The sequence below is a fragment of the Brevibacillus sp. NSP2.1 genome (assembly GCF_000470975.2).
GTDB lineage: Bacteria > Bacillota > Bacilli > Brevibacillales > Brevibacillaceae > Brevibacillus > Brevibacillus agri.
The window spans coordinates 1,407,017-1,434,000 of record NZ_CP048274.1 but is presented as its reverse complement, the minus strand read 5'-3'; the positions used below and the strand labels follow the sequence as shown (position 1 = coordinate 1,434,000).

The 26,984-nt window shown below is 57.2% G+C and carries 23 protein-coding genes and 4 pseudogenes; all 27 read right to left on the bottom strand.

Annotated elements, in window-relative coordinates:
* Positions 1–21 precede the first annotated feature (21 nt).
* Positions 22–1,191, bottom strand: a complete 1,170-nt coding sequence (gene nagA / locus M655_RS07050) for an N-acetylglucosamine-6-phosphate deacetylase (RefSeq protein WP_026557804.1) — start codon at positions 1,189–1,191, stop codon at positions 22–24.
* 49 nt (positions 1,192–1,240) lie between these two features.
* On the bottom strand, positions 1,241–2,311 hold the full coding sequence (locus tag M655_RS07045; protein WP_005831521.1) for an NAD(P)H-dependent flavin oxidoreductase: 1,071 nt from the start codon (positions 2,309–2,311) through the stop codon (positions 1,241–1,243).
* 31 nt (positions 2,312–2,342) lie between these two features.
* Positions 2,343–3,383: a VOC family protein gene (locus tag M655_RS07040; protein WP_025844532.1), complete on the bottom strand. Its 1,041-nt coding sequence runs from the start codon at positions 3,381–3,383 to the stop codon at positions 2,343–2,345.
* 368 nt (positions 3,384–3,751) lie between these two features.
* Positions 3,752–4,159: pseudogene (locus M655_RS07035) on the bottom strand (ATP-binding cassette domain-containing protein); the annotation flags it as partial.
* A 38-nt stretch (positions 4,160–4,197) separates the two neighbouring features.
* Entirely contained in the window at positions 4,198–5,229 is a 1,032-nt protein-coding gene (locus M655_RS07030) for a FecCD family ABC transporter permease (RefSeq protein ID WP_005831516.1), read from the bottom strand.
* 2 nt (positions 5,230–5,231) lie between these two features.
* Positions 5,232–6,287 carry a FecCD family ABC transporter permease gene (locus M655_RS07025; RefSeq protein WP_007785882.1) on the bottom strand — a complete coding sequence of 352 codons (1,056 nt, stop codon included), beginning with the start codon at positions 6,285–6,287 and terminating at the stop codon, positions 5,232–5,234.
* A gap of 178 nt (positions 6,288–6,465) precedes the next feature.
* On the bottom strand, positions 6,466–6,834 hold the full coding sequence (locus tag M655_RS07020; protein ID WP_007785880.1) for an ABC transporter substrate-binding protein: 369 nt from the start codon (positions 6,832–6,834) through the stop codon (positions 6,466–6,468).
* 11 nt (positions 6,835–6,845) lie between these two features.
* Positions 6,846–7,142, bottom strand: coding sequence for a hypothetical protein (locus M655_RS07015; RefSeq protein WP_005831508.1), 297 nt, complete (start codon positions 7,140–7,142; stop codon positions 6,846–6,848).
* A 208-nt stretch (positions 7,143–7,350) separates the two neighbouring features.
* Positions 7,351–8,064, bottom strand: a pseudogene (locus M655_RS07010) (ABC transporter substrate-binding protein).
* 242 nt (positions 8,065–8,306) lie between these two features.
* On the bottom strand, positions 8,307–8,645 hold the full coding sequence (locus M655_RS07005; RefSeq protein WP_237716684.1) for a DeoR/GlpR family DNA-binding transcription regulator: 339 nt from the start codon (positions 8,643–8,645) through the stop codon (positions 8,307–8,309).
* A 40-nt stretch (positions 8,646–8,685) separates the two neighbouring features.
* Positions 8,686–8,916: pseudogene (locus M655_RS07000) on the bottom strand (aspartate/glutamate racemase family protein); the annotation flags it as partial.
* 222 nt (positions 8,917–9,138) lie between these two features.
* Positions 9,139–10,041: a sugar nucleotide-binding protein gene (locus M655_RS06995; RefSeq protein WP_005828541.1), complete on the bottom strand. Its 903-nt coding sequence runs from the start codon at positions 10,039–10,041 to the stop codon at positions 9,139–9,141.
* Between the two features lie 401 nt (positions 10,042–10,442).
* Positions 10,443–11,390 carry a hypothetical protein gene (locus M655_RS06990; protein ID WP_005828543.1) on the bottom strand — a complete coding sequence of 316 codons (948 nt, stop codon included), beginning with the start codon at positions 11,388–11,390 and terminating at the stop codon, positions 10,443–10,445.
* Positions 11,391–11,469: 79 nt separating this feature from the next.
* Positions 11,470–12,027, bottom strand: coding sequence for a nitroreductase family protein (locus M655_RS06985; protein ID WP_005828545.1), 558 nt, complete (start codon positions 12,025–12,027; stop codon positions 11,470–11,472).
* Positions 12,028–12,223: 196 nt separating this feature from the next.
* Positions 12,224–12,478, bottom strand: a complete 255-nt coding sequence (locus M655_RS06980) for a hypothetical protein (protein WP_005828547.1) — start codon at positions 12,476–12,478, stop codon at positions 12,224–12,226.
* Between the two features lie 51 nt (positions 12,479–12,529).
* Positions 12,530–12,778 carry a GntR family transcriptional regulator gene (locus tag M655_RS06975; RefSeq protein WP_005828549.1) on the bottom strand — a complete coding sequence of 83 codons (249 nt, stop codon included), beginning with the start codon at positions 12,776–12,778 and terminating at the stop codon, positions 12,530–12,532.
* Between the two features lie 291 nt (positions 12,779–13,069).
* A complete protein-coding gene (locus M655_RS06970; protein WP_005828552.1) occupies positions 13,070–13,807 on the bottom strand; it encodes a PIG-L deacetylase family protein in 738 nt (245 codons plus the stop codon).
* A 10-nt stretch (positions 13,808–13,817) separates the two neighbouring features.
* Positions 13,818–14,828, bottom strand: a complete 1,011-nt coding sequence (locus M655_RS06965; RefSeq protein WP_005828553.1) for an N-acetylglucosamine kinase — start codon at positions 14,826–14,828, stop codon at positions 13,818–13,820.
* The gene (gene argH / locus M655_RS06960) at positions 14,828–16,336 is read right to left on the bottom strand and encodes an argininosuccinate lyase (protein WP_005828556.1); all 1,509 of its coding nucleotides are present in this window, start codon (positions 16,334–16,336) and stop codon (positions 14,828–14,830) included. Before argH ends, M655_RS06965 begins: the two co-directional genes overlap by 1 nt.
* A gap of 196 nt (positions 16,337–16,532) precedes the next feature.
* Positions 16,533–19,064, bottom strand: coding sequence for an NEW3 domain-containing protein (locus M655_RS06955; RefSeq protein WP_026557801.1), 2,532 nt, complete (start codon positions 19,062–19,064; stop codon positions 16,533–16,535).
* 134 nt (positions 19,065–19,198) lie between these two features.
* Positions 19,199–20,216 (bottom strand): annotated as a pseudogene (locus tag M655_RS06950) (hypothetical protein); the annotation flags it as partial.
* A 124-nt stretch (positions 20,217–20,340) separates the two neighbouring features.
* Positions 20,341–22,068, bottom strand: coding sequence for an ABC transporter permease (locus M655_RS06945; RefSeq protein WP_005828560.1), 1,728 nt, complete (start codon positions 22,066–22,068; stop codon positions 20,341–20,343).
* 14 nt (positions 22,069–22,082) lie between these two features.
* Entirely contained in the window at positions 22,083–23,159 is a 1,077-nt protein-coding gene (locus M655_RS06940) for an ABC transporter ATP-binding protein (protein ID WP_005828562.1), read from the bottom strand.
* Between the two features lie 94 nt (positions 23,160–23,253).
* Positions 23,254–24,384 carry an extracellular solute-binding protein gene (locus M655_RS06935; RefSeq protein WP_007785871.1) on the bottom strand — a complete coding sequence of 377 codons (1,131 nt, stop codon included), beginning with the start codon at positions 24,382–24,384 and terminating at the stop codon, positions 23,254–23,256.
* Between the two features lie 23 nt (positions 24,385–24,407).
* Complete coding sequence (locus M655_RS06930; protein WP_005828564.1) at positions 24,408–25,592, bottom strand: ROK family transcriptional regulator; 1,185 nt, start codon at positions 25,590–25,592, stop codon at positions 24,408–24,410.
* A 220-nt stretch (positions 25,593–25,812) separates the two neighbouring features.
* The gene (locus M655_RS06925; protein WP_005828566.1) at positions 25,813–25,989 is read right to left on the bottom strand and encodes a hypothetical protein; all 177 of its coding nucleotides are present in this window, start codon (positions 25,987–25,989) and stop codon (positions 25,813–25,815) included.
* Between the two features lie 67 nt (positions 25,990–26,056).
* The gene (locus M655_RS06920) at positions 26,057–26,938 is read right to left on the bottom strand and encodes a LysR family transcriptional regulator (RefSeq protein ID WP_005828568.1); all 882 of its coding nucleotides are present in this window, start codon (positions 26,936–26,938) and stop codon (positions 26,057–26,059) included.
* Positions 26,939–26,984 lie beyond the last annotated feature (46 nt).

The following is a 26,984-nucleotide window of genomic DNA, read 5'->3' as shown; positions in this document are numbered from 1 at the left end:
CTTTTTTTCACCCTTGCCTTTTCAATTGGAGCGCGCGTACACGTTCTTTCCGGCAACGAATGTCATCGCCACGTCAAAATTTTCATCCAGCACCGCAATGTCCGCATCGTAGCCGGCTGCCAGGCGGCCTTTTCGCTCGCCGTAGCCGAGAATCGAGGCAGGCGTATGGGAGGCCATCTCTACCGCTTCCGGCAGCGGCACGCCGCTGAGCGTCACCATGTTGCCGACTGCCCTGTTCAACGTCAGGATGCTTCCAGCGAGCGTCCCGTCGGCCAGCTTGGCCTGATTTTCACGGACGCGCACCTCTTGCCCGCCGAGATCGTACGTTCCTTCGCCCAGCGCCGCCGCCCGCATGGAGTCGCTGACCAGCGCGAGCCGCTTTGCCGTTTTCACCCGGTACAAAATGCGCATCACCGCCGGATGAACGTGAATGCCGTCTGCAATCAGCTCGGTGCTCAGATGCTCGTGATACATCGCCGCTCCGACGACGCCCGGCTCCCGGTGATGCAGTCCGGTCATGGCGTTGAAGCAGTGCGTGAAATGGCGCACGCCTGCGTCGACCGCTTCAGCCGCCTGGGCAAACGTCGCTCCGGTATGCCCTGCCGAGACGATCACGCCCTGTTCCTTCAGCCAGGCAATCGCTTCGAGCGCCTCCGGCTGCTCCGGCGCGATCGTCACGACCTTCATCAGACCTTGCGCCAGTTCGTACAGCCGCTGTACGGCTTCCAGCTTGGGCAGCGCGATGTTTTCTTCCTTTTGTGCCCCTTTGTAGCGCGGGTTGATCCACGGCCCTTCCAGATGAATGCCGATCACCTGCGCCCCCAAAAGCCCCTGCCTGCTGACCTGCGCGATGTTTTCCAGCACAGGCTCCAGTTCCTCGTAAGGCGCTGTCATCGTCGTCGCCAAAAACGAGGTCACGCCATACCGCGCCAGCGTCGTGGAAATTGCCTGCAAAGATTCAGGCGTGCCGTCCATCGTATCGTGTCCGTCAATGCCGTGCATGTGCATATCTACGAAGCCAGGGCAAATCCAGCCTGTCCCTGTTGCCACCACCTCTGTCGGCAACGGCTTGGCGTAGCCCGCTGCGTCCCCGGCATACACAATCGTTCCGTCCGCCACTACGACCAAGCCGTCTGCGATTGCTTGCCCCTCTGCGATGATTTTCCCTTTGAGAGCGTACTCCTGTTTCATGTTGCTTTCCTCCGTCACGGCACTGCCGTAGTCTGTTGATCGGGCTGCTCTACACGAGGCTGCCGCATACCCGCTTCGTTTCCTCCACCAACTGCAAGACGAGCTCGCCCGCTCCCAGCTCTCTACCAAGTGGCGCTGCCTGCCCGGCCCACATCGACATGTACGCTGTTTGCTGCTGTTTGCCGGAAGCGGCGCGAATGTCCTTGGTCAGCGCATTTTGCACCGGATAGGTCGGCAGTTCGTGCTCCAGCGGCGCCATTTTTCGCATGAAGTCGTTCTGGATGCCTCTCGCCCATTTTCCGGAAAAGGCACGCGTCAACACGAGGCTCTCGTCGCTCGTCTCCCGGATGGCTTGCTTGTGCAAAGGATGCGCTCCGCTTTCCGCACACGTCAAAAACGCCGTTCCGAGCTGTGCCGCCTGCGCTCCCAGCGCGAAAGCGGCGGCGATGCCCCGTCCGTCCATGATCCCGCCTGCCGCGATGACAGGAATTTTCACCCGATCCACAATCTGCGGCACCAATGCCATCGTGCCGATCAGATTGTTGGGAGCGTCCGGCAAAAACGAGCCGCGATGCCCGCCCGCTTCACTGCCCTGCGCTGCAATCATGTCCACTCCGCAAGCTTCGAGAGCTACTGCCTCGCGCACCGTCGTAGCCGTCCCGATGACCGTCACCCCTTTTTGCTTCAACGCCTGGAGCGAGCGCGCATCGAGCATGCCAAACGTAAAGCTGAAGACCGCAGGCACTTCTTCCAGCACGACGGCCAACTGCTCGGCAAAATTTTCGGCGAAGCTCGTGACCTCAGGATTTTCCGGGATGTCCAGCTCGCGCCGCACCTCGTTGAGCGCCGCAGCCACATTCGCCGCGATCGGCTGCTCCTGGTCGAAGTCTTCCGGGATGAACAGATTGACGCCAAAAGGCTTGTCTGTCCGCTCGCGAATGGCGTGTATCGCTTCGCGGATTTGCTGCGGACTCATGTAGGCCGCTCCGAGCGTGCCCAGTCCGCCTGCTTCCGAGACGGCTGCGACCAGTGCCGGCGTAGTTGCTCCCCCCGCCATCGGCGCCTGGATGATCGGCCATTTGATTTGCAGACGTGACGTAACCGGATTTCCTTTCCACATGCTTCATCCACTCCCTTTGTCTGTTGCTTTTTTACTTGCGAGACCAGCCCTCGCTTTGCAGCCGTTCGAGAAAATGCGCCAGCACACGGGCAGTCAGTCCCCAGATGACTCGTCCGTCCAGCTCGTAAAACAGATGCTCGACCGTGCCTGTGCGCCACGGATACCGTTTGCCGCCGGGAATCAGATGGTAAGGAAAGTCTTCCTCCGGCTCGGTGACAAGCGCTGAGGTGTACGTGGAAGGCTCGGCGGCAGCCAGCCGCTCAAGCGCGATGACGAACACCTCGCCGACCTCGTCGGGATTCGGCTTCATGTCCGCGATCCCCTCCACGTAGCCTACAAACGGGTAAATAGCGGCATGTCCCGGCCCGATCAGCCGATCCAGCTCGCCGACGTAGTGAATCTTCTCTAACGGCACGCCCAGCTCCTCGCTCGTCTCCCGGCGCGCCGTCGCCCACCTCGACGCGTCGCCTTCCTCTGCGCGGCCGCCGGGAAAACAAATTTCGTTCGCCTGTCTGCGCATCGTGCTGGCCCGCTTTTCAAACAAGACCCCGAGCTTGCCGTCGTCCATTTTCACCAACGGGAGCAAAATGCCAAACACCCCTGCTTGCTGTGCGCCCATGATCCCCGGCTCGCGCTGCTTGAGCACGTCGGAAATTGCCTGGACGGCCGCTTCCTTCGCCAACAGATCAGCAGCTTGCGCATACTCCGCCACTTCAATGAGGTTTTGATCCGGGTCGCGCACGTAGACAGAGCGAATCGGTCCGGTAGCCCCCGTCCGCTGTACAGGCCCCGCCTCGATCTCGACTCCACATGCGGTTATTTTCTCGATGACTTGTTCCAGTGGCACTGCTGCGATCAGGCATATGTCGGCAGAGCCAGGTTGCGGGTGCCGCGCTTTCGGCTCAAATTCGCGTCCTGCCAGATGAAGGTTGATTTTTTGCTGTCCAAAGTGCAATGCCCGCCTGCCATTGTCAAAAGTTACAACCTGCATACCAAGCACGCGCTCGTAAAACTGGCAGGTTGCTTCCAGATCACGGACAGTCAAAACCAGATGGTCCAGTCGGTCGATCACGCTCATCACTCCTTCCTGTCCCGTCCCTGAACGATTGCTGGCTCCCCTCTTCTTGCCGTTAGCCAAGCTGTCTGAAAACCCTTTCTGCTACCACCATTATACAACCAAACTGCGCATTACCAACCGCGAAAGGAGAGACTGGCGGTTTCTTTTGCACAGAACAGCCCGGCGTAACTGGCCGAAACGCTTGTCCTACCAGGCGGGGCCGACCGACTGGACACAGCGCAGTCGCCCATCAAAAAAGCGAGCGCACCTCCCGAAACCACTGGTTCGAAAGATACGCTCGCCACTTTTTTTGGCCTTATTCGTTTTCGCTCGTTTTCGCTGGAGAGCGAAGCTGCCGCGCCCAGGTGTACGCAGTTGCCCGCTTACGAGCCGAACTGCGCCTGGTGCAGCCTGCTGTACACGCCTTTCGTCTGCAAAAGCTCGTCGTGATGCCCTTGCTCGACAATTCCCTGGTCGGCGACGACAATGATCCGGTCTGCGTTTTTGATCGTCGCCAGGCGGTGAGCGATCACGAGCGTTGTACGCCCTTGGGAAAGCTCCGCCAAAGCCTGCTGAATCGCCGCTTCCGTCTCGGTGTCGAGAGCGGAGGTCGCTTCATCGAGAATGAGTATCGGAGGGTTTTTCAAAAACATCCGCGCGATGGACAGACGCTGCTTTTGACCGCCGGACAGCTTGACTCCCCGCTCCCCGATCAGCGTGTCCAGCCCGTCCGGCATGGAACGGATCATCTCTTCCAACTGCGCTCGTCTGGCCACCTCCCACAGTTCCTCATATCTCTCCCCCCGCAGTGACAGACTCTCTCTTTTCTCTACGCCTTCGAACGGGCAAGCAAGTACAAGAAGTACGGAGCCCCGATGACAGCGACCACGATCCCGGTCGGAATCTCGGACGGCTGCAAAATCCAGCGTCCGATCGTGTCGGCGACGATGACCAGAAGCGCCCCTGTCAACGCAGAAGTAGGCAGCAGCATCTCGTGCTTCGGCCCGACAAGCCTGCGGGCGAGGTGCGGGCCAATCAGGCCGACGAAGCCGATACCGCCGCTGACCGCTACGCACGATGCGGCAAGTCCGACCGAAGCGGCCAACAGCTTGAGCTGCTCTCTCGCCACCGGAGCGCCAAGGCCGATCGACAGCTCCTCTCCCAGATTGAGGACGTTCATCACCCGCGCCTTGTAAAAGACGAAAGGCAGCAGGACGACGATCCACGGCAAGAGCGACAGGACGAACTTCCAGTTGGTCCCCCAGATGCTTCCGGCAAGCCAGGTGGCTACGAACTGGTATTTGTCCGGGCTCAGCTTGAGCGTCAGCACGATCATCGCCGCGCTCATGCCCGCAGCGACCGCGATCCCGGTCAGCAAGATGCGAATCGGCGACAAGCCTTTGTGCCGCTGATAGGAAAGAACGAAAATCAGTGCCGCCGTCAGGCTCGCGCCCACCAAAGCCAATACCGGCAGCAAAAATACAGGCGCGGCAGCCGTCGACGGATAGAACGAAATGAACAGCATGACCATCAAGCCCGCGCCGGAGTTGATCCCCAAAATCCCCGGGTCGGCCAAAGCGTTGCGGGAAATCCCTTGAATGATGCAGCCGGAAACCGCCAGACCAGCGCCGATCAAAATCGAAATGACGATGCGCGGCAAACGGAAATCAAACAAAATCAGGTTTTGCTTCTCTGTACCCGCCCCGAACAAGGTCATGAGCAGATCCATAGGCGACAGACGGATGTATCCCGTGTTCATACTGATGATGAAAGCGATCAGGATGAGCACGGACAAAATGGTCATGACGAGGATGCCCCTGCTGCGCTTGCGGGCATCGAAATGAGCCGTAGCTGGTTGCATATCTACATCTCCCTTCTTTCTTTACGTGCGAGGTAAAGGAAGAACGGAACGCCAATCAGCGCAATAAGTGCTCCCAGAGGTGTTTCGTACGGCGGATTCACCATTCGCGCGGCCAGGTCGGCAAAGACGACGAGCAAGGCGCCCAAAACGGCCGAGCATGGAATAATCCAGCGATAGTCGACCCCGACGAGATAGCGGGTCAAGTGAGGAATAATCAGGCCGACAAAGCCAACCGCGCCTACAACCGCAACGGCCGAGCCTGCCAAAATCAAAACGATGACGGTACCCGCCAGCTTGACAAGCGCCGTTCGCTGCCCCAGCCCTTTGGCGATCTCCTCGCCGAGACTGAGCATCGTAATCGAACGGGACAAAACAATCGCCCCCAGGATGGCAGCCGCAATCCAGGGGAACATCACTTTCAACTGGAACCATTTCGTTCCGGCTACCCCGCCTGCGTACCAGAAAGCCAGGTCTTGGCCGATTTTAAAGTACAGCGCAATCCCTTCGCTGAGCGCGGACAAAAGCGCGCTGAGCGCCGCCCCGGCAAGCACGAGCCGCACAGGGGTCAGCCCGCCTTTGGCCATCGAGCCGATCCCGTAAACCAATCCTGCGCCGACGCCTGCGCCCAAAAAGCCGTACAAAATCAAGTACATGAACGGCAATCCCGGAAAAAACGCGAAGCAGAGCGCAATCACGAAGCCCGCCCCGGCATTTAGCCCGAGCAAGCCGGAGTCTGCCAGCGGGTTGCGCGTCATCCCTTGCATGATCGCGCCAGCAACAGCGAAGCTGGCTCCGACCATCGCGCCCCCGAGTAAGCGGGGAAGACGTATCTCCTGAATAATCTGGTGCTGAGTAATATCTGGATTAAAATGAAAAATGGCATCCCAAACGACAGAAAACCGGATGTCTGCTGCCCCGAATGATACGGACAGAAACATGCCGAATATCAATGCAAAGACCCCGCCCGTCAGGATCAGCGTTGCTGCCCACGGACGCGAACGAAACTGTTCCGCTTTCGATTGGGCTCCTTGTTTCAGAGATTGTACCTGTTGACCCATGCTAGCCACCTTTTCCATTCATTATGTAAATGCACTGAACGACGCTTTCTCCTTCCCTTCCGGCAAAAATCTGAAATTGATTCTTATTATCATAGTAGGATTTTAGGCGATTGACGAAAAAGGTGTCAATGGACAAAAGAGAGGTCTTTTTTGTACGATTGAAACATTTCCCAACTCTCTAGGCCAACACGCTGAGAATCTCGTCAATTTTTTTCCCGTTGGCAATGATTCCGTGATTCATCCAGGTGATGAAATCGACCTCGTACGCACAGTTGTTGCGTACGGCTCGCAGAGACTGCCAGACAGGTTGGTCGATCAGCCGCTTTTCCGCGCCTTCGTCCGCTTCGTGCCACTTGTCGAACGAGTAAAAAATGTGGTCGGCGTCAAGCGAGGCGAGCCACTCCCGCGACACCCCTGCCCTTGCTTCGGCGATTGAAAGCGCTTTGACCAGCGGGTGCGGCTGCATGCGCAAATCCTCAAACATCACGGGAGCCGTGTACGTCTTCTCCACGATGATCTTGTCTGGCAAAATGCGCAAAAACGCCACCGTCTGTCCTTTCAGACTGCGGGACAGCTTGTTTTGGGCGGCAAACGATAGTATTCGAGTTCCCGCTCAGCGGCGCAAATTTGCACACGCTGGCCCGGCGCGGCGATCCAGCAGCTTTCTTTTCCAAGACGAAAGCGGGATTGGTCGACTTGCAGGACGCCTAGTCCATCCGTGGTCACGATCATGGTAAAATCATTCGATTCCGTGCTGTCCTGGCAAGAATGCGATGCAAGAACCCCTCGTTCCATGCCCGTCAGCACGCAAATCGCTGATGGGTACAGTTGTTTCTTCGTCCCGTTAGTGTGCATATCCTCACCCATAACATGAGAATGATTATCATTATATATTATACGGGGACAAACGGGATTTGCCAAGCAAAAGAGCAGGTTCGGCTACGGCGAATGCCGCTTGTGGAAAATGGAAAAAAGCGAAGAAGGCGGCCCGAGACGCAGTTTCATCTGCCCCGGGCCACCCTCTTTCTGCCTGGCTCCCAGCTCGCCTAGACAACGGCTGGCTTTACTTGACGAACGTGTTGATAAGATCGTCTGCTTTCATCATATTGGCAATGATCGCGCCAGATTGCCAGTGCGTCCGGTTCATCTGGTACACATGCCCTTTTTTCACCGCCGGGACGGATTGCCAGAGCGGGTCCTGGAGAATTTTCAGCGCCTCTTTGTTTTCCGGGGAATCCTTTTTCCGGGATGCCCAACAGGTCGGCGATCTTTTTCAGGCGGCCAATCGTGTCGTTGCGCAGCTCGTCCGCAGTTTATAGGTAGGCGCTCCCTTGCTGTACTGCTCGTATTTCTCTTTATCCGCTCCTCCGTCGACGATAATCAGGTCAGGGTTGGCGGCAATCAGCGCCTCCATGCTGCCTGTAATGTCAAACGGCGGCACATCCAGGCCAAGGTAATCTTGTTTGCCCCATGCCGGGTGGTACCATTGGACGATCGGCGTCACGCCCAGGGCCAGCAAAAAGTCTTCCTGATAAATGGCCGCCACTCGCTGCGGATGAGCCGGAATCGTGACGTCACCGTACGCATCTTGGACGACTCTCGTTTCTGCCGATGCTTCCTTGCTGGCCGCTGGCTGTTGCTCGGCTGGCTGCTGCCCGCTGTCTGTGCCTGCAGCCTGCTGTTCCGGCGCTTTTTCCCCGCACGCGGCGAGTCCTGCCATTGCGATCAGCAAAACTGCCAGCCACGCGAATACGATTTTCCGACGATTTCTCCCCATGTTTTACCCTCTCTTCTTTTGCTGCTGATGAGCTTATGATGATTATCATTCTCACAAGCTTTTTCATCATCTTATGTGCTTCCATGAGGACAAACAATGCACGTTCTCCACTATTTTTTGTCCAAACTCGCGACAGCGCCCCGGCTTTCGCGCCTCTTTTTGGACAAAACGCAAAAAGCCGGATTCCCCCACGGAGCAATCCGGCCTGTTCGTGTTTCATTCGTTTTTTCGCTGGTGCCCGCCTACAGCTCTTTTGCCACCAGCCAAGTGACACCCTTCGCCTGCAACTCTTCGTTCCATTCCTCCGGGGCGGCCGCATCGCTAATGACCATGTCAATTTCCTTGAGGTCCGCCACTTTGCACAAAGTGCTGATCCCGACTTTGGAATGGTCGGCCAGCACGATGCTCTCATTGGCATTTTCGATAAAATGCTTGGCCAGCTCAGCCCGCTCCGGGTCATAGCAGGTCAGGCCCTTGTGCAGCAGCACGCCATCCATGGAAAGAAACGCTTTGTCGACGTAAAACGACTTCATCATCTTCTCGGCAAACGGACCGCCAACGCGGTAATGTTTGGCGTTCACCCTGCCGCCCAAAAAGTAGACCTCTGCGCTGAGCAGGCCGTTCAGCCCCCGCCGCCTCCAGACCCTGCGCCGCCTGCGCCATGCGCTCGCCCGCTTCTGCCCAGCGTCCTTCGCGCTGCATTTCCTCGATCTCGGCAAAATCGACGGAGTAGAGGATCGTTTTGGCGGAGTGCAGCCCGCCCAGCTTTTCCTTGACCGTTTCGTTCAGCAGACGGTAGTAAACGAGCGACGACTCCCAACTCATGCCGCCGATCAGTCCGATAGTTTTCATAGCGCTACCTCCTTGTGGGCTTGGTTTATACTGGTTTCGCGAATTACGGAAACAGCTACGCATACCGATTGGTTGCGCTCGAGCAAAACCGACTACTGCTATCATCTGGTTATGTTGCAAAAGGAATTGACGAATAGCGAGCATCGGTTTGGCGGCGTTCATTTTGAGGAAATTCCGTAGCGAGTTATTTTTCCGGACGACTGCCCATAAGAAAACCGAGGTTCAACGAACAGCCCCTTCTCCCCGCAGCGGCATCCCGCTCGCCGTCCCTTCTGCGCCCACCTGCCGAAAACGCGTGTGCAAAATCTCCCGCGCCCTGCTCGTATCCAGCGAAGTGTCCAGCGGAATGCCTTTTGCCCTTGCTTCTGTATCGTCCAGGCGATCTTCTTTTACGGCAGCGGCATCAAGCCCCAGCGCGGCAGCCATTTTACGCGCAAACGAATAATAGCTTTCTTTTTGCGCAGGGCCGAGATGCAATGTCCCGACGTACGGGTTGCCCGCCAATTCCGCAATCGCTCGGCCCGCGTCCTGCACGTGGAGAAACGTCTTGTACAAATTGCCCGTGCGCACGACTTCACGGCCAGCCTCCAGCTCCTGGCGAATCGCCGCGATTCTTTTGTCCCACCTGCCACGGGAATTGCAGCCGTAGATCGGCCCAATGCGGGCGATGACGTGCTGATCGTGCCGCTCGCGGATGAGCGTCTCTCCGAACCATTTTGCATGCGAATAGCCTGCCAGCGGATTTCGCTCGTCCAATAGCACAGGCTGATCGTCCTCCGCAAAAGAGCCTGTCCCTTGCCCGAAAACGCCGTCTGTGGATAGGTAAATCAGCCTGCTCTTTGCCGGCAAACGGCCGAGCAAGGTCTCCATGCCTGCTGCGATCATGGCCTGCTCATCGGCGGTACTCATCAGCGCCCAGATGGCGACATCCGGCGCAAACTCATCGAGCAATGCCGCAAACGCCGCGGAATCGGTCACATCCATCTGCACCAGGCCAGCATCTGAAGCTGGCGAGGAACAGTACGTCCCGACGATCTCGTACGTGCCAATCCGCCGCAGCTCCTGCCAAATCTGCGCCCCCAAATAACCGCTTGCCCCCAGCAGCAAGACGCGGTGCTTGTTCATGCCAGCGCCCCTCTCTTCCTTTTCCAGTATGATCCAAGTCTACTATACTTTTGCTGGCCGCGTGAACAAAAAAAGCCAGCCGCGTTGCGTACCATAGCACACGCCAAATCGCCCCCTCGTCCGCAAAAATGGTCAAGCTCCCTACGCCACTTGTCCAAGCACCTCGCTGTCGCTCGCATAAAGTATGGTAACGAAAGAGCAAGGGGGGATTTCCAATGAGCAGCAAAAGACGGCACAACGCCAGACAACGCCGCAGGCGGACTTTCCGGCTCACGCTTCGTCCCGGCGACCGACTGATTGTAACGGTTCGCGGCGGCCGCGACGACTGATCCACTGCAAAAAAGAAAGCCATGATCTAGTTGTTTCAGATCATGGCTTTCTTCGCTTTTCGGACGGGACGGTCAAGCTTTTGCGTCTGTTTGTTGCAGTTGGGCGTGCGGCGCGTTTTTGTCCATCATGTACTTGCCGACGAAAATAGCGGCGACCATCAGGTACGAGTAGACGAACTGCATGGACGGCTCCAGCGCGAAGCCGACAGTCGGGGAGTGGATGATGCCGAACACGGACAAAATCGCCCCCGCAGCACCAGCGACAGCGCCGCGCAACGGCTTGTCCGTAATCGCAAAAATCGCGATGCAACCCCAGACCATGCTGCTGATCGGCGCGCCGTTGCCGAGGTGAACCAGGCCGTTGTAGTACACGCCTTTGTTCGCCATGACGGCAGCCCCGACCTGTGCGCCTGTCGTTCCGGCGGCAGACAGCACGTTGTTGGTCAAGGTCAGCGCCCAGTTTGCGATCCACGGGAACATGCAAGTGAAAATGACCGGAACTTCCAGCTTCGGCGTCTCGCGCACGACCTGATTCGCCGTGACGATTCCGATGTAGACGAGAATCGGCACGATCGCCGCCACCGGGATGACCGCGAGCAAAAAGGCGCCGATCCCGAACAGGGAAATAAGGAACATCGACAAGCCTGTCGCGACCGTGTAGCCGATTCCTGCGCCGAGCGACTTCCAGCCGGCATGTCCGACGTAGACCGTGACCGGGTACGGGTTGCCGCAGAAGCAGCCGATGATCGAGGAAATGCCGTTGGCGAGCATGATCTGTCTCGTCTTGTACTCGTCCCCTGCGGCATGCGCACTCTCGATGTTTTCCAGGTCAAAAATATAGTTGGCCAGCCCGAGCGGTACAGCAGAAGCCAAGTACGGCAGCGCGTGCGGAATCCCTTGAATCAGGCTGTCAATGTGCACCGTCGGCGGATTGAAGCCAAACGACTGCATGGAAGCAGCAATCGCGGCCCGATCTTGCAGGCCGAATGCCCAGGCGAGCACAGTGCCTGTCGCAAGCAAAAGGAAGCCTGTAGCTGCCTGTGGCCTTATGCATGGATCGTTTCTGTTGCCGCATGTTTTCCGGTGTATTTTACATCTTTTACAGCCAGGTCGTCTTGTCTTCCGCAGCGACGCGGCTTGTCACAGGCGCATCCGCTTCCGGATAGCCGATGAACAGCGTGCCTACGACCTTTTTGTTTTCTGGCGAGCCGAGGAATTGCATCAGGCGCTCGTCACGCACCAGTCCTACGCCTCGCGTGCGCCACACCATGCCCAGCCCGAGCTCCCGGGCAGCGAGCCACATGGAATGAATCGCGCAGCACACCGCGTACTCGTTGTCTTCCGACGAAGCTTCGTCGCCCGGAATCACATCGGCTGTCACGACGATAACGAGCGGCGTTTTTTCCAAAACGGCCAAAGAATCCTGAACGAGATTCGGCTTGGTTGGAAAGCGCTCCAGCAAAAACTCCTTGGCGATCGCCTCAAACCGTTGCTTCGCCTCTCCGCGGATGACGTAAAAATGCCACGGCTGACGCAAGCGGTCATTCGGCGCCAATACGGCGCAATCCAGCAAGGCCTTGATTTTTTCAGTCTCGACTTCTTTTGGAATATAGTTGCGGACGGCTCTTCTCTCTTTGAGTGCTTCTACTACGGACACGTCTGTTTCCTCCTCGCTCTCTTTCGCTTGCACAAATTTCCCATTTCATTATATATAATGGCTCGCCGATTCGTATAGAAAGCGGGGCGAGTTGCGCCGGAAGACCTGGGCGCCTCACCTTGCATGGATTGCCCGCTCGGCCTTAGCTTCGAACTCGTCTAGCGAGCGCGGCTGGGGAGCCATCAGAACGGACGCCTCACCTTGCATGAATCGCCTGATGAGCCTTGGCCACGTCTTCTTTTTTGACGTAAATATCGTACTGCGTCCGATTGTCGCGGGGAAGCATGCCCGCACTGTCACCGAAATAATTGCTTCCATATGAATGCGAACGGGTCCGAAACCGCACTCCGTGGGCAGACAGCTTGTGCACGATTTGCAAATATTGCTCGTGGCCAAACGCCGTATAGATCAGGCATTTGTATTTGGAAAAGAGAGTGAGGAAAAAATTCATCGCTGCCGCTCCTTTCTTGGGTCAAGCCCTTTGCATGCAAGTTCCCTGCTTTCAAGCCCGTTGCTGCCATACTGCGAGCTTGTATAGACCGGGTTTGTCTTTTTTTTCCAGTCCTGCACGTTTTTCGCTGGGCACCTTGCTGACATAGCTGCCGGAGCCGAGACGCATGACGATATACCTGTCTTCCTGAAGCAGCAAAAGCGCCTGCCGCAAAGTCATCCGGCTGATGCCACGCATGTGGGACAATTCTGATTCGGACGGAAGTTTGCTGTTTTCAGGATAAAGGCCGTTTTCGATCATGTTCAAAATTTCCCTGTACGCCTTGATATATCTCAGAACTTTTTTGTCTTTTTGCCCTTTTGTCGGATTCGCGATAAGAAGCCACCTCTTCTCTTCATCAGGCGCTCAAGCAAAATAACCTTTTCTCTCCTCATTATATGCCCGATGAAAGCAGTCTATCAAATGGCTGAGCTAGATTCGCCGTCACATGTACGGTTGAAAAAAGCGGCTGCTTCCGCCCAATGACGGAAAACAGCCGCTGGATAAACAGACATGTTCTTGCGGATTGCGGGACGAGCGGGCAAAGCCGCTCTACAGCTCCATTACCGGAATGCCATTCGTCCCCCGGACTGGCTCGATTCGCTGGCCCGCCGAGCGGACGAGCGTGTAATACTCGTAGCAGCCGATGACCGAAAAATCGCCGTCGATGACGCCCGGATAGGCGCGGTTGACGGAATAGACCTGGCTTTGGTGGGCGCGCAGCGCTTCCCCTTTTTGCGTCCGGTAGTCGGTGATGTCTACTTTGCCGGTGATGGGAACAGCAGGCTCGGGGCCGCGATCCGGGCAATGGTCGTAGTAATGCGGGATCGAGACGTAGTACAAATCCGGATATTCCCCGCAAGCAAGCTGCTCCTCTGCCTGCGCGACAGCCAGCGTCGTCGCTTTGCAGGTGACAATGTGATCGGGGTGGCCTGTCACGCCGTCTGGCGGAAACGTGATGACGACGTTAGGCTTCCACTCCACGATTGCGTCGCGAATTTTGGCGGTCAGCTCGTGCAGATCGGCATGTTGCAGGGAGCCGTCTGCATAGCGGAGCAAATCAAGGCGCTTGATGCCGAGCACTTCCGCCGCCTTTGCCAGCTCCTGCTCCCGGTGACGGGCCAGCTTTTCCCTGCATTCAATCGCAAACGGTCCGGAGCGCCCCTTGCAGCCGGACGTAATGCACAATAGGCGCGTCTCCTGGCCTTTTGCCTTGCATTTGGCCAGTGTTCCCCCGCAGGCGAACGATTCGTCATCCGGGTGGGGAAAAACGACCATCACTTTTTTCATTTCAGGCACCTCACTTGCTGCCGGATTGACGCTCCAAATACGCCAATCCTTTTGCTATGACACCGTAGATCGGTTCGTTTTGCGCGTTTTCGATGACGACCTGGGCAGCGTAGCGCTGGACGTGCTCCACGACGATTTTGCGGACGCGATCGTCGTTTTGCAGGACGCCGCCCTGCATAATCATCTGAAACGGCTTCGTCTTCATGTCCAGCGCCTCAATGACAGCGCGAGCCGCAGCAAACAACTCTTCGCCCGCCACCTGCAAAATGTGCGCTGCCACCTGATCTCCCGCGAGCGCCGCCTGGCTGACCAAAGGAGACAGCTCGCCTACTTTTTCTACGGAATAGTGCTCGCTGTAGGTCCAATTGAACAGCTCGTCGACGCGCGCAAGCCCTACGTGCGGGAGTAGCAGCTCCTTCAAAAGCGTCGGCTCGCCGCGGCCGTCTGCTGCCCGCAGCACAGCCATGATCGCCTGCTTGCCGATCCAGTAGCCGCTTCCCTCGTCGCCGACCCGATGGCCCCAGCCTCCGGCGCGTGCCGTTTCCTGCGCCTCGTTGACGCCAAAGGCGATGGAACCTGTCCCGGCGATGACGAGGATGCCCGGCTTGCCGCCAGTTGCGCCGAGCAAGGCGGCAAACCCGTCGTTTTCCACGATGAGTTGGTGGACGCGAATGCCGAGCTGATCGAGCACTTTACTCACCATTTGCGAGATCACCCGCCGATCGTGCTCCGTGTCCAGACCTGCGATCCCGAAAACGGCGCAGTCCACTTCCCATTCCAGCTCGCCTGCGCCCTGTTCCGAGACAAACGGGGGCAAGGTGCCGCGCCCTGCCGCATCCTCCATCGCCTGGCGAATCGCTGCGACCAGCTCGCGAGCAGCCGCTTCTTCTCCGATTCCTTGATAATTGCAAGAGCCAGAACGGCCTTGGCCGACTTCTCTTGCCGCTCGGTCCGCGAGCACCGCCAAGCATTTGGTGCCCCCTCCGTCCACTGCCAGAAGAGGTATTCGCACCACTGCCATTACCCCACACTCCATTCGGCTGTCATCTGGTCGAGCCTGTTCATTACATCTGTGCAGGCTTGTTTTTTCGCGACAAGCCATGCGTTTTCCTGCTGGAGAACGGCTCTGCGCTCAGCGATTTGCCGCTTGATTTCTTCCGGATTCGGGCCGCCCGGCAGCTTGCGGATCATGACAAAGTGCACCGGATCGAGTGCCAGTCGCAACTCTTCTGCCGTAATCGACAGCTCTCGTCCAATCACGTCCACCGCCGCACGGTTGACCAGCGCAAGGCTGATCTGGTTGGCCAAAAGGTTGGCGCTGGTCGCTTCCTTGACCACGCGGCTCACGATGTGATGCGCCTTGCGGAACGAGAGGCGATCTGTGCGCACCAGTGTATCCGCAAGCTCCGTCACGGTTGCGAAGCTGCCTTTGGCTCGTTCCAGCAAAACGTCCTTGTTGACTTCCATCGTCCCGACGACGCACGCCATCAGGCGGTACATCTGCTCCAGCACGGCCATGCTTTTCCAGGCGTACGGCTGCATGTCGTCTTCGGTGTCGACGATGTCGCCAAACGGCGTGTTGTGCATCATCGTCAACACAGTCGTTGCATTTCCGGCGCTGCTGGACAACAGCGAGCGCATATGTTCAAACGAAACCGGATTGCGTTTTTGCGGCATGATCGAGCTGATCTGCACGTACGGGCTTGCGACTTTCAGCGCGCCAAACTCCTGCGTGCACCAGAGCAGCATATCCTGGACTGTGCGCCCCAGGTTGATCGCAGCCAGTTGTACCGCCGTCGCCACCTCGCCCAAGTAATCCGCGCCGCAGACGGCGTCATACGAATTTTCCACCAGTTCGTCAAAGCCGAGCAGTTCGCGCATCCGCTCGCGGCTGATGGCAAAGCCGGAGGTCGTCAGGGCGGCGGCCCCCATCGGGGAACGGTTGACTGTCTGATACGCCTGGATCAGCCGCTTGATATCGCGGCCAAGCAGGTCTGTCGCCGCCATGATGTAATGCGCCATGGTCGTTGGCTGCGCCTGCTGGGTATGCGTATAACCGATCATGACCGTCTCGGCGTGTTCTTGCGCAAAGAGGAGCAAATGCTCTTTCAGATAGAGGGCAGATGCGATCGTCACCAGCAATTTTTCGCGCAGCACCATGCGGTAGATCGTGATCCCCATGTCATTGCGGCTGCGGGCCAGGTGCAGGTTGCCAGCCACATCAGGGGCCAGCTCCAGCAAACGGCTCTCTACCTGAAAGAACAAATCTTCAAACTGCCCGGTATAGGCCGAGCGACGCAACTCTTCCGGCTCAATCCCGCAGAGCGCGCGGGCAATCTGCTTGGCCTCGTCGTCTGTAATCAATTCCGTCTCGCGCAGCATGATTAGATGCGCCTTGTTGATCGCCATCATCGGCTGCAACAGGTGGTGTTTGGCCTCGTTGAATGCCGGCTCCAAAACCGCCTCTACGTACGTCTTCCCGGGGAAACTGGCTCCCTCCTGCAAAAATATGCGTTCTCTGTAATCCATCCTACTCGCATCTCCTTCCCTGCCGATTGTTCAGCTACTCATTTTTCTGCGACGGATTCGTGTCTCTCTGCTTGATTTCGTGTGCCTCTCGCCCTCGGCAGAGCCCATTTTTCACCTCGGGCCTAGGAGACGACCGCTCCCGGTCGTCTCGCTCTTCCCAGGCAAAGCGCTATTATTTTGGCAAAGCGGCGCGCAGCTACTGCTGCAAGCTGACCATGTTGACGAACATGCGGATCGCTCCCGGCACGAGCGAAGGAATTTCGCGGTACCAGACCAGCGAGCTGTACGTGTACGTTCCTTTTCCGTACTTGGCGGTGAGGAATGTGCCCGTAAACTCTTTTTCTCCCGGATCGCCGTTTGCGATCAGCTCGGTGTATTCCTTGCCCCACTCGGACGGGTTGTAGGCCGAGCGGTCCTGAATCCAGTTGTTCCAGTCTTCTTCGGTTATTTTATTCGGCGTGTTGAACAAGGCGTGATCCGGTGCGAGCATCGTCACCGGCGAATTTTCGTCCGTGACGCGCCACTGGATCAGCGGCGTGCCGATCTTGATCGGATACGGCGCCAGCTCCGGCTTCCACTTGTCTTCCGGCTTGTGGTATTGCACGACGAGGTTGCCGCCGTTTTCTACGTATTTCAGCAAACGGGCGTTGCTCGGAATCAGCTCTGGCCGGAAGCCGTAGGCGCGGATGCCCAGCACAATCGTGTCGTACTGGCCGAGGTCGCCGGATTCGATGTCTTTGGCCGTCAGGTTCGTCACATCGACGCCCAACTGGGACAAATACTGATCGATGTTGTCAAAGCCGCTGGAAACATACCCGACCTTGAGTCCCGCTGGAACTTTCAGGTCAAACGCCTGAACGTTGAGTGTCGCTGGCTGTACGAAATACGTCGTGCCGATGTGCGGGTAACGGATGACTTGCGCCCCGTGACGGCTTTCTTTTCCGCCGCCTGCTGCCACCGCCGTAATCGTGTAAGGAGCCGGCTTGACGGAAGCGGACGCTTTGATTGTAAAGGCTACCGACTTCGTTTCTCCTTTGGCGTCAAAGGCGAGCGGCGCCGCTTTCGGCTCAACGCTCCACCCTTCCGGCGCTTCCAGCGAAATGCTCGTCTGGGCCGCACCCGGATTGTAGTTTTTCACTGTCACTTTCACCGGAATCGGATCTTGCGGCTTCAGCGTGTTCAGCACGGTTGCGTTCGGATCGAGCGTCATGGCGAATGCCGGGAGCACCGCGACCGCATCGGCTGGCAGCACATGGCTGTTTGCTGTCGAGCCTGCAAAGCTGTAGCTGACATCCGCCGTGATGGCCGGAGCTGCGTACGGCTGGAACAACTCCGCATGGCCAGGCACCGTTACTTCATAGGTCGTTTTCACCGTCTGGTTGTAGCCGAGCGACGGGAAGCTGGTGGCGGAAAGCGCCCTCGCCTGCCAGCCTTTCGGTACGTTCAGCGCCAACTTCACGTTGTTCACCTTGGCCTGGCCGCCGTTGTACGCGCTCACTGTGACTTTTGTCGTTTGGCCTGCGACCAGCTCATTCGTCTCCGGCTTCACTTTTGTCACGAGCGAGAGCGCTTCTGCACTCGCCTTGTTCAGTTGCGCCTGCTTTACGCCCAGACGGTGGAGCAAATCCGTTTTGGCAGCGGCGGGAAGCGAGGACGACTCGACATCGCGCAGCGCTTTTTGCACGTCAGCGAGCATTTCGTGCGCTTCCTTGGCTACCGCGGCAAAGCTCGGGTAGGCGGCAATGACTTCTTCTGCGTCTTTTTGCAGCTTTTTCAATTCATTGGCGACTTTTTCGCCGCCGGACTGACTGGCCGTTTCTTTGGCCAAATCGTCGAAGGTGTAGGCGATGCCTGCGAAAAAGTCGGCTTCCTTGGCCTTCGTCTCGACGATGGACTGATCCAGCTTGTAGTAGCTGAAGCTCGGCCCTTCGTCATAGTGGCGGCCCATGCCCTGGCTCTTGTGCATGAAGCGGGACTCTTCGCCCAGTTGTACGTAGGAAGCGCCGTAAATCTCGTCGTAGGCTCCGACAGGGACACTCACGGAGTAGTCTTTTTCCTGGGCGGGCACATACAGCTTTTTCACCTGCCACGGGGACAGACCTTCTTTCAACTGCTCGGGGAAAACGTTTGGATCTGCGGCATCCTTGAATGCCCGAACGGTCATGACGTTAATCGCGCGATGATGGCCGTGAGTCGAAGGTTCGTTCAAAAATGCGGGAATCACGACATCGGGTCTCAGGGTGCGGATTTTGCGGATCAGCCTTTCGTAAGCGACATCCTCGCCCCACTTTTCCAACGTTTCGTCAGGGCTTTTGGAAAAGCCGAAGTCGAAAATGGGGTCGTCAATCTTCTCGCTGAGGTTCTCCAGATGGATGTTCGTGATTTTGGAAGCTTCCTGCAATTCGCGGGTACGAATGATCCCCAGCGCGTTGCCCAGCTCGCTGCCAATCTCGTTTTGTCCTCCTTCACCACGGTTGGCGATGACACTGGATGTGTCTACCCCTTTGCCGAGCGACAAATAGGCGAGCATGGCACTGTGCTCGTCGTCCGGATGGGCTCCGGTATTCATCGCGCTGGCAATCGTGGTGAGCGGCTTGATCGCTTTCCACAGGTCGACGACTCCCCGATCGGCGTGCGCAGTCTGCGGCGCCAGCGGGATGACCAGACTGGTGGCAAGCGCGGCCGCGGCCGCAATCGTGTAAAGCTTGGCAAGTTTCCCCTTCCTCAATGAACTCTCCTCCATTCCCTTTTACGATTGATGTCTATATCAATCATGGCGGTCTGTACGCGAGTGCTTCGTTGCTGCTGCCATGGATCGACCCCCGATAGATTGGAGCTGTTCAGACGAATGGCCTTTTGGGCTTACTGCTTCTGGCTAATCATGTTGCGAACAGGCGGAACGCCCCTGGCACAAGCTGCAGAATCTCGCGGAACCAGGCGAGAGAGCTGTAGGTGTAGATGCCTTTACCATAGCGGGCGGTCAAAAAAATGCCGCGAAACTCCGGCTCGCCCGGATCGCTGGTGGCGATCAGCTCCGTGTATTCGCTGCCCCAGCGCGAAGGATTGTATGCACCCAGCCGTCCCAGTCTGCCTGGGTGATCCGATTCGGCTCGCAAAACATCGGGTGTTCGGGCGCGAGCATGCGGACGTCTGACTGTTCATTGGTGACCCGCCAGTCGATCAGCGATTCGCCGATGAAGATCGGGTACGGCGCGAGGCTGGGCTTCCACTTGTCCTCGGGCTTGTGGTACTGCACGACGAGATTGCCGCCGTTTTCTACATATTGCAAGAGACGATGATTGTTCTCGATCAGCTCCCTGCGGAAGCCGTAAGCGCGAATGCCGAGCACAATCGTGTCGTAGCGGGACAAATCGCCCGACTGGATCTCGTCTGCGTCGAGGTTGAGACAATGCACGCCGACTGCGCGCAAATATTTGTCCATGCTGTCAAAGCCGCTTGCGACGTAGCCAATCCGCCGATTTTCGGGGATCGCCAAGTTGAAAGCCTGGACGGTAAGCTTCGTCGGGCGGATAAAATACGTCCGGCCGACATGCGGATACTCGATCACCTGGACGTCCCGGGCACTCTCTGCCGCGCCGTCCGGCCGGGTTACTTGCGCGAAAACTTCGTACTTGCCGTTTTCGACCTGTGGTCCCGTCTGCACCGTAAACGCAATCGTCCTCGTTTCGCCGCGAAAAGCAAACGGCACGTCGATACACTCCGGTTCTGCCATCCAGCCTTCCGGTACGACAAGCGAGACTTTTGCCGTCGTGCTACCTGGCCGATACTGCTTCAATGTTACTTTTACCGGAATAGGCTGCTCCGTATGCAGCGTGTTGCGCACGACGGCTGAAGGAGTCAGCGTCAAGGAATAGGCGGGAGCACGGTAATTGTAGGTCGGGCCTTGATTCGCTGCACTCCACGTGAAGCGCCTCCTTTTTCGCCAGGTAGCGTGTGATGCCACGAGACTTGCCACAAAAGCCGTTTGCGCACAGCGCTTTTCGCTAGATCGCTGTACCGGCCTTGTCTTTGGTCAGCTTGCTAGAGATGAACAGCACGAGGATGATGACGACGATTTGCAAAACGCCATAGGCGCAGGCAGTGCCGAATTCGAAGCTGTACATGCGCTGGAAAATGGCGACGGATAGCGGCGTCGTCCGCGGGGTAAAGATCAGGATCGAGGCGACAAATTCCCCGATACACTGCACGAACGCCAGCAGCGTTCCGGCGAGGATTCCGCCCAACGCCATCGGAAACACGACCCGCCTGAAGCTGTACCACCACGATGCGCCCAGGTTGCGCGCCGCTTCCTCGACGGACGGGTCCATCTGCATCAAGGTCGCCGAGGTGGACCGGAAGACGAGCGGCAGGTGGCGGACAAAATAGGCGAGCGGAATAATCCAGAATGTTCCGATCAAGACTTGCCCAAAGCTGAACACGGTCGGCTCGCTGAACGCCGCGATCAGGTTCACCGCGACAACTGTGCCCGGCAAAGCCCACGGCAGCATAATCAGCACATCCAGCAGCGTCTTTCCGCGGAACTTCAGGCGCACCATGGCGTAAGCCGCCGCCACGCCGAACAGGACAATCCCGATCGACGCAATCGCCGACAACTGCAAGCTGTTGACAATCGGACGCCACGTCTTGCTGTCGGTAAACAAGTCTACGTAATGCTCCAGCGTGTACTGCGGAGGCAATATTTGCACCGTCCAGGTTCCATCCACCGAAAAGGAGATGAGCACCAGCACGAGAATCGGCAGCATCAAAATGACCGTGCCGATGAAGGACAGCACAATCGTGGCGTAACGCCCGGCTTTGCTCTTGATTTCCGTCCGGTGCACGCTGACGCCTTTGCTCAAGTTTTGATAGTTGCGCGCGCCCTGATACCAGCGCATGATTAACAGAAACGCGATCGAGACGATCGACAAAATCGTCGACTGCGCCGCAGCCATGTCGAGGTCGCCATTGGTGCGGGACAAATAGATTTGCATCGTCATCGTCCGGTCGATGCCGAAGATGAGCGGTGCGGTGTACGAAGCCATGGAAATCATGAACACGAGTAGCGAAGAGGCAACCATCGCCGGCGTGAGCATCGGCAAAATGATGCGGCGCCATACGGTAAAGCGGTTGGCGCCCAGACTCGCGGCCGCTTCCTCCAAAGACGGGTCAAGCCCTTTGATCGCGGCGGTCGCGGTCATGAAAAAGTACGTGTACATCGTGAACGTATGAACGACGACGACGCCCCAGATGCCTTTGAGCGAAAACGGCACCTGGGCCAGCCCGAACAGCTCCTTGATCGCGCGCGGGAAGATGCCGCTCTCGCCGTACAAAAAAGTAAAAGACAGAACGCCGATCAACGGAGGCAAAGCCATCGGGACGAGCGCCAGCACCGAAAGAATTTTTCGTCCCGGAAACTCGTAGCGCTCCAGCAAAAACGCCATCGTCACGCCGACGATTCCGCAAGTGATGACGCTGAGCACGGAGATGTACACACTCGTCCACAGCGCCTCCAGATTGGCGGTATGCTCCAGGCTGAAGAAGCGCGTGTAGTTTTTCCACGTAATCTGCTCGTCGACATGGATGCTGGCGACGAACGTTTCAAACAACGGATAGATGACATAAGCCAGCAAAATCAAAAAGAGTGGCGAGACCAGCACATAGACGAAGGCGGGTGAAGCGGTGATCGACTTTCGTCTGACCGATGCCGGCGCTTGCTGCAATTGTGCTCTCAAAAGCTTTTTCCCCCTTATCCCGCGAAGTAGATGCTCTCCTTCGGTATGTGCAGTCCGATGGTATCGCCGCGCTGCTTGATGGGGCGTCCCAGGTTGATGGACATGCTGCGCAACTGCTCCTGCCCGACTGCCGTGACGTAATTGACGCACGCCCCGGTAAACTCAGACAGGACGACAGTGCCTGCGACGATGTTCGTCCCTTCCCGCTCGCTGCTCTCCTGAACCGATTCGGGGCGGATGGATAGCGTGACCTGCTCCCCGACAGCCAGCTTGGCGCGCGGCGAAGCATTTTTTACAAGCCCGCTGAGCACTTGGCCCGAGGAAATTCGCACGTGCACTTCCTCCTGGTCGAGGCCGACCACGGTTCCTTCCCACAGATTCGTCTCCCCGATAAACGAAGCGACAAAGCGGTTCACAGGGCGGTGGTAGATTTCGTGCGGAGTGCCGACTTGCTGCACTTCCCCGCCTTGCATGACCATGATCCGGTCGGACATCGACATCGCTTCGGCCTGGTCGTGCGTGACGTAGATCGTCGTAATTCCCAGCTCCAACTGAAGCCGTTTGATCTCAAAGCGCGTCTCTTCCCTCAGCTTGGCATCCAGATTGGACAGCGGCTCATCCAACAGCAGAATCTGCGGCTCGATGACCAGCGCCCGCGCCAGTGCCACCCGTTGCTGCTGTCCGCCGGAAAGCTGGTCGATACGCCGCTCGCCATAGCCCTCCAGTCGAACGAGCTTCATGATTCGCTCTACGCGCTCTTTTGTCTCTGTCTTGCTGACGGATCTCACCTGCAAGCCGAACGCGATATTTTCGAACACGGTCATGTGCGGGAACAGCGCATAGTTTTGAAAAACCATGCCTGTGTTGCGCTTGTGCGGAGGAACGGACGTAACCTCCTGGGACCCGAAGCGAATTTGTCCTTCTGTCGGGTAGTAAAAGCCGGCAATCATCCGCAAGGTCGTCGTTTTGCCGCAACCACTCGGACCGAGGAACGTAAAAAATTCACCTGACTCGATGTGAATGTGGACGTCTTCTACTCCTTTTGCATTGCCAAACCTTTTGTGGACGTGATCGAGTGTTACGCTGCTCATCAGGTTTTGTTTCCTCCTTCGTGGCAAATCATTCTTGCTTGGCATAAGCAGCTAGACGGAAAGGAACGCTCCTTCCCGTCTAGCCGACTGCCGCTTACTTCTTGCCTTTGCCCTTGATGTTTTCGTCCCAGTGCTGCATCCACTCTTTCTCTTTGGCGGCCATGACGCCCCAATCGAGCTCCAGCGGCTTCAGCTCCAGGTTTTTCATGAAGTCTGGCAGATCGTCCTTGCTGATATCAGTGCGGGCAGGGAACTGGAAGCGCTCCTTCGCCAACTGGGAAGCAATCTCAGGACTCATCAAAAATTCCATAAAGTTTTTCGCTGCATCCAGGTTTTTCGCGCCTTTGACAAGCGCGATTCCGTCTACGAGAATCGGTGCTCCGCTCTTCGGATAGATGAAGTCGTACGGATGGTTGTTCTTTTTGCTCTGAATCAGGACGTCTTGCAAGTTCCACAAGGAGATGACGCCCTCTTGACGGTCAAGCTTCAGGTAGAGGTTTGTCGGGTCTTGCGTGTACTCTTTTGTGTTGGCGTCCAGCTTCAGTAGCCAGTCGTAGCCTTTTTCCGGCGTGTCTGGGCCTTGGCGGTAGATCATCGCGGAGTAGATCGTGCGCATCGTGCCGGACGGCAGGACGTTGCGGATGACGATTTTGTCCTTGAACTTCGGATCGAGCAGCTCATCCCAATCTTGGGGCGCTTCCTCTGGCTTGAGCGCCTGCGAGTTGTACATGATGACCTCTGGCAGCAGCATCTCGCCGTACCAGCGATCTTGCGGGTCTTTGTACAAGTCCGGAATCTTGTCGGCAAACGTCGGCTTGTACGGCGCAAGCAATCCTTCGTCAGCGGCCGTGCTCAGAGCGGATTGCGTGCCGCCCCACCAGAAGTCTGCTTGCGGATTGGCTTTTTCGGCGCGAACGCGCTCCAAAATTTGCTGCGCGCCCATCTCCAGCGTCTCCACTTCGATGTTCGGGTACTTTTCCTTGAACTTCGGCAACACGATTTCGAAAATGTTTTTATCCCGTCCGGTGTAAATGACCAGCTTTTGCGGCTCGCCGGATGGAGCCGGCGTTTCGGCCGCTGGCTGTGTGCCCGCTTGGCCGCCTGCGCCGTTGTCGGCAGGCTTTGCTTCCTGTCCTCCACCTGAGCACGCGGCCACCGTCAGCGCCAAGGAGCTGACGAATACACCTTTCATCCAAGTTTTCAGCTTGTGATTGACCTTTTTCAAAACTGACTCCCCCTTTTGTTTTCTCACTCTTTGTCAAGCAGTCGTGTGAACGGAAACGCTTCCAAGACACTGTGGACGGCGCCAATCAGACCTGCTCTCTCCCCCAGACTGGCTTTTTCGAGGCAAGGCACTTCCGGCACCCACTCGGTCAGCCACTCGTGAATCTGCTTCACCCCTTCATCATCGACGTGGACCATCTCTCCGCTCAGGATCAAAATTTCCGGGTTCAAGATGCTGATGATATTCGCCATCCCGTACGCCCAATGCCGGTACACATCCAGAAGAAGCTGCCTGGCTTCGCTGTTTTGTTTGGCGTGGAAAATGAGCTCTTCTATGACACTCGACCCTTCCTGAAGGTCAGAGAGAAATCCCTTGGCCTGGCCCTGCTGCCAAATGCCCGGTATGGAATAATGCGTCTCGAACACCCCTGACGCGCCATTCGGGCGGTTATGTACCGGGCCGATTATCATGAAGCCGATCTCGCCTGCCGCTTCCCGGCTCCCCCGGTAAAACTGTCCATCCAAAATGATGCCCGCACCGATGCCTGTACCGACGTACATGTAGACGACGTTGGAGTGGCCGACGCCTGCCCCGCGAACGTATTCGCCCAGCGTCATCATGTTGACATCGTTGTCGATAATGACAGGCACGCCCAGACGCGCCTCGATGGTTTGCAAAATCGGCGACCCCATCCATCCGGTGCTCGGCGAAAAGCTGACCGTACCGCTTCCCCGCTGTGTAACCCCCTGCAAGCCGACACCCATCCCGAGCAGTCGCTCTCGCGGGATCCCGCTCTCGGCGAGCAGCCGCTCCAGACCCGCTGCCAAATCCTCAATGACGGTCTCGCCATTCGCCGGCTGCGCCAGCCGCTTGCGATGCCGGGCGAGAAACTCCCCCTTCATGTCCGCAATCGCCATGTCCAGCGTCGAGCCTTCGAAGATCGCTCCGGCAATGGCGTAAGCCTGGTAGTTGTACTCCAGCAAAATCGGCTTGCGGCCGCCTTTGGAATCGCCCATGCCCACTTCCTGCAGCAGTCCTTCCTGGATCATTTCATCGACCAAGGCAGAGACACACGGGCGGCTGAGCATGGTCTGCTTGGCAATATCGGCGCGGGAAATCTGACCGTGCTGAATGACCTGCTGTAAAACTTCTTCCTTGTTCAGTTTCTTGACGAGTTTACTGTTGCCTGTTTTTCTCGGAGCTCGCACGCCTATACAATCACCACCACAGCAGTTAGTTAAGTTTACTAACAAAGATAAGCAAATTATACCTACACCCTTCGGAATAGTCAAATAATTTGCTCTTGTCTTTCAGATATTTTCTGGATGTTTGCTTATTACTTTTACTTTTGTGTATGTATTTTCAATTAAAGTAAAAAATAAAGCTACTAAAATGAGCTCTTCTATGACACTCGCCCCTTCCTGAAGGTCAGAGAGAAATCCCTTGACTTGACCTGGCCCTGCTGCCAAACTCTGACACGCCATTCGGGCAGTTATGTACCGGGCCGATCATCATGCTGCCAATCTCGCCTGCCGCTTCCCCGCTCCACGGGTAAAACTGTCCATCCAAAATGATGCCCATTAAAAAAAGACACTTCTGCCTCATGAAGTGTCTCGTTGCGCACGGCTTATTCCCATTTCGCTTTCCTTTCCCGTATCAAAACGCGCTCCCGCTACTCTTCTCGCACCGACAGCCACACGTCCTTCACCAGTTCCATGAAAGTTTCAATCGCCGGCTCGTCCCGGCGGCGCTCCAGGCAGACGAGCGATGTTTCCGCCTTTTTGGAAAAACGGTACAACTGGACCAGCTCGCCCGTGCGCAGCTCTTTTTCCACCAATGCCGTGCTGAGCAGGGCGATCCCCGTCTGATTGAGCACGGAGCGCTTGATCGTTTCCTCGCTGCTGCACTTGATGACGGAGGGCGGAACGTAGCCGATCTCCAGCAAGCATTGGGTAATAAACCCGTCCAGATTGCAGCCCTCCTGGTAGGACAAAAACGGAAATACGGCCAGCGCTTCTGCCATCGAGCGTCCTTTTACCATTTCCGGCGCGGCAACCAGGGCGAATTCCTCCAAATCGACCACCATCGAATAAATCCCCGGCTGCGAACTGACTCCGGCAATGATCCCGATATCCGCCTCGTGCGCCTGAATTTTTTTCAGCGCTTCCTGGCTCGTGCACGAGATGACCTGCAAATTCACCTGCGGATGTGTCTCGACGTACGCCTTGAGCATTTGCGGCATGTACTGGGTACAGTAAAATTCGGGAGCGGCCACGACGAGCGGCCCCACAGGCAAATCCAGGTGGTTCAGCCCTTCCTCCATATGCTGCAGCACAGAGAAAAGCTGGTCGGTATGCTGCTTCACCGTTTTCCCTGCCGGGGTCAAAAACGTGCGCTTGCCCACCCGGTTCAACAGCGGATGGCCCAGCTCCCGCTCCAGCGCCTGAATCTGCAGCGTAATCGTCGGCTGGCTGTAGCCGAGCAACTCGGCCGCCTTCGTCAAGTTCAGATGCTCGGCTACGACCTGAAACGTTTTCAAATTGCGCAACTCCATGTTCGCTATCACCCTCCCGCCGTTTCTGCCTCTCTAGGGAAAAGTG

Excerpts from the sequence above, each read along its gene's own strand:
- nagA (WP_026557804.1), bottom strand. The coding sequence starts at position 1,191 with ATGAAACAGGAGTACGCTCTCAAAGGGAAAATCATCGCAGAGGGGCAA.
- M655_RS07045 (WP_005831521.1), bottom strand. The coding sequence starts at position 2,311 with ATGTGGAAAGGAAATCCGGTTACGTCACGTCTGCAAATCAAATGGCCG.
- M655_RS07030 (WP_005831516.1), bottom strand. The coding sequence starts at position 5,229 with ATGCAACCAGCTACGGCTCATTTCGATGCCCGCAAGCGCAGCAGGGGC.
- M655_RS07025 (WP_007785882.1), bottom strand. The coding sequence starts at position 6,287 with ATGGGTCAACAGGTACAATCTCTGAAACAAGGAGCCCAATCGAAAGCG.
- M655_RS07015 (WP_005831508.1), bottom strand. The coding sequence starts at position 7,142 with ATGCACACTAACGGGACGAAGAAACAACTGTACCCATCAGCGATTTGC.
- M655_RS06995 (WP_005828541.1), bottom strand. The coding sequence starts at position 10,041 with ATGAACAAGCACCGCGTCTTGCTGCTGGGGGCAAGCGGTTATTTGGGG.
- M655_RS06980 (WP_005828547.1), bottom strand. The coding sequence starts at position 12,478 with ATGAATTTTTTCCTCACTCTCTTTTCCAAATACAAATGCCTGATCTAT.
- M655_RS06975 (WP_005828549.1), bottom strand. The coding sequence starts at position 12,778 with ATGATCGAAAACGGCCTTTATCCTGAAAACAGCAAACTTCCGTCCGAA.
- M655_RS06970 (WP_005828552.1), bottom strand. The coding sequence starts at position 13,807 with ATGAAAAAAGTGATGGTCGTTTTTCCCCACCCGGATGACGAATCGTTC.
- M655_RS06965 (WP_005828553.1), bottom strand. The coding sequence starts at position 14,828 with ATGGCAGTGGTGCGAATACCTCTTCTGGCAGTGGACGGAGGGGGCACC.
- argH (WP_005828556.1), bottom strand. The coding sequence starts at position 16,336 with ATGGATTACAGAGAACGCATATTTTTGCAGGAGGGAGCCAGTTTCCCC.
- M655_RS06940 (WP_005828562.1), bottom strand. The coding sequence starts at position 23,159 with ATGAGCAGCGTAACACTCGATCACGTCCACAAAAGGTTTGGCAATGCA.
- M655_RS06925 (WP_005828566.1), bottom strand. The coding sequence starts at position 25,989 with ATGAGGCAGAAGTGTCTTTTTTTAATGGGCATCATTTTGGATGGACAG.
- M655_RS06920 (WP_005828568.1), bottom strand. The coding sequence starts at position 26,938 with ATGGAGTTGCGCAATTTGAAAACGTTTCAGGTCGTAGCCGAGCATCTG.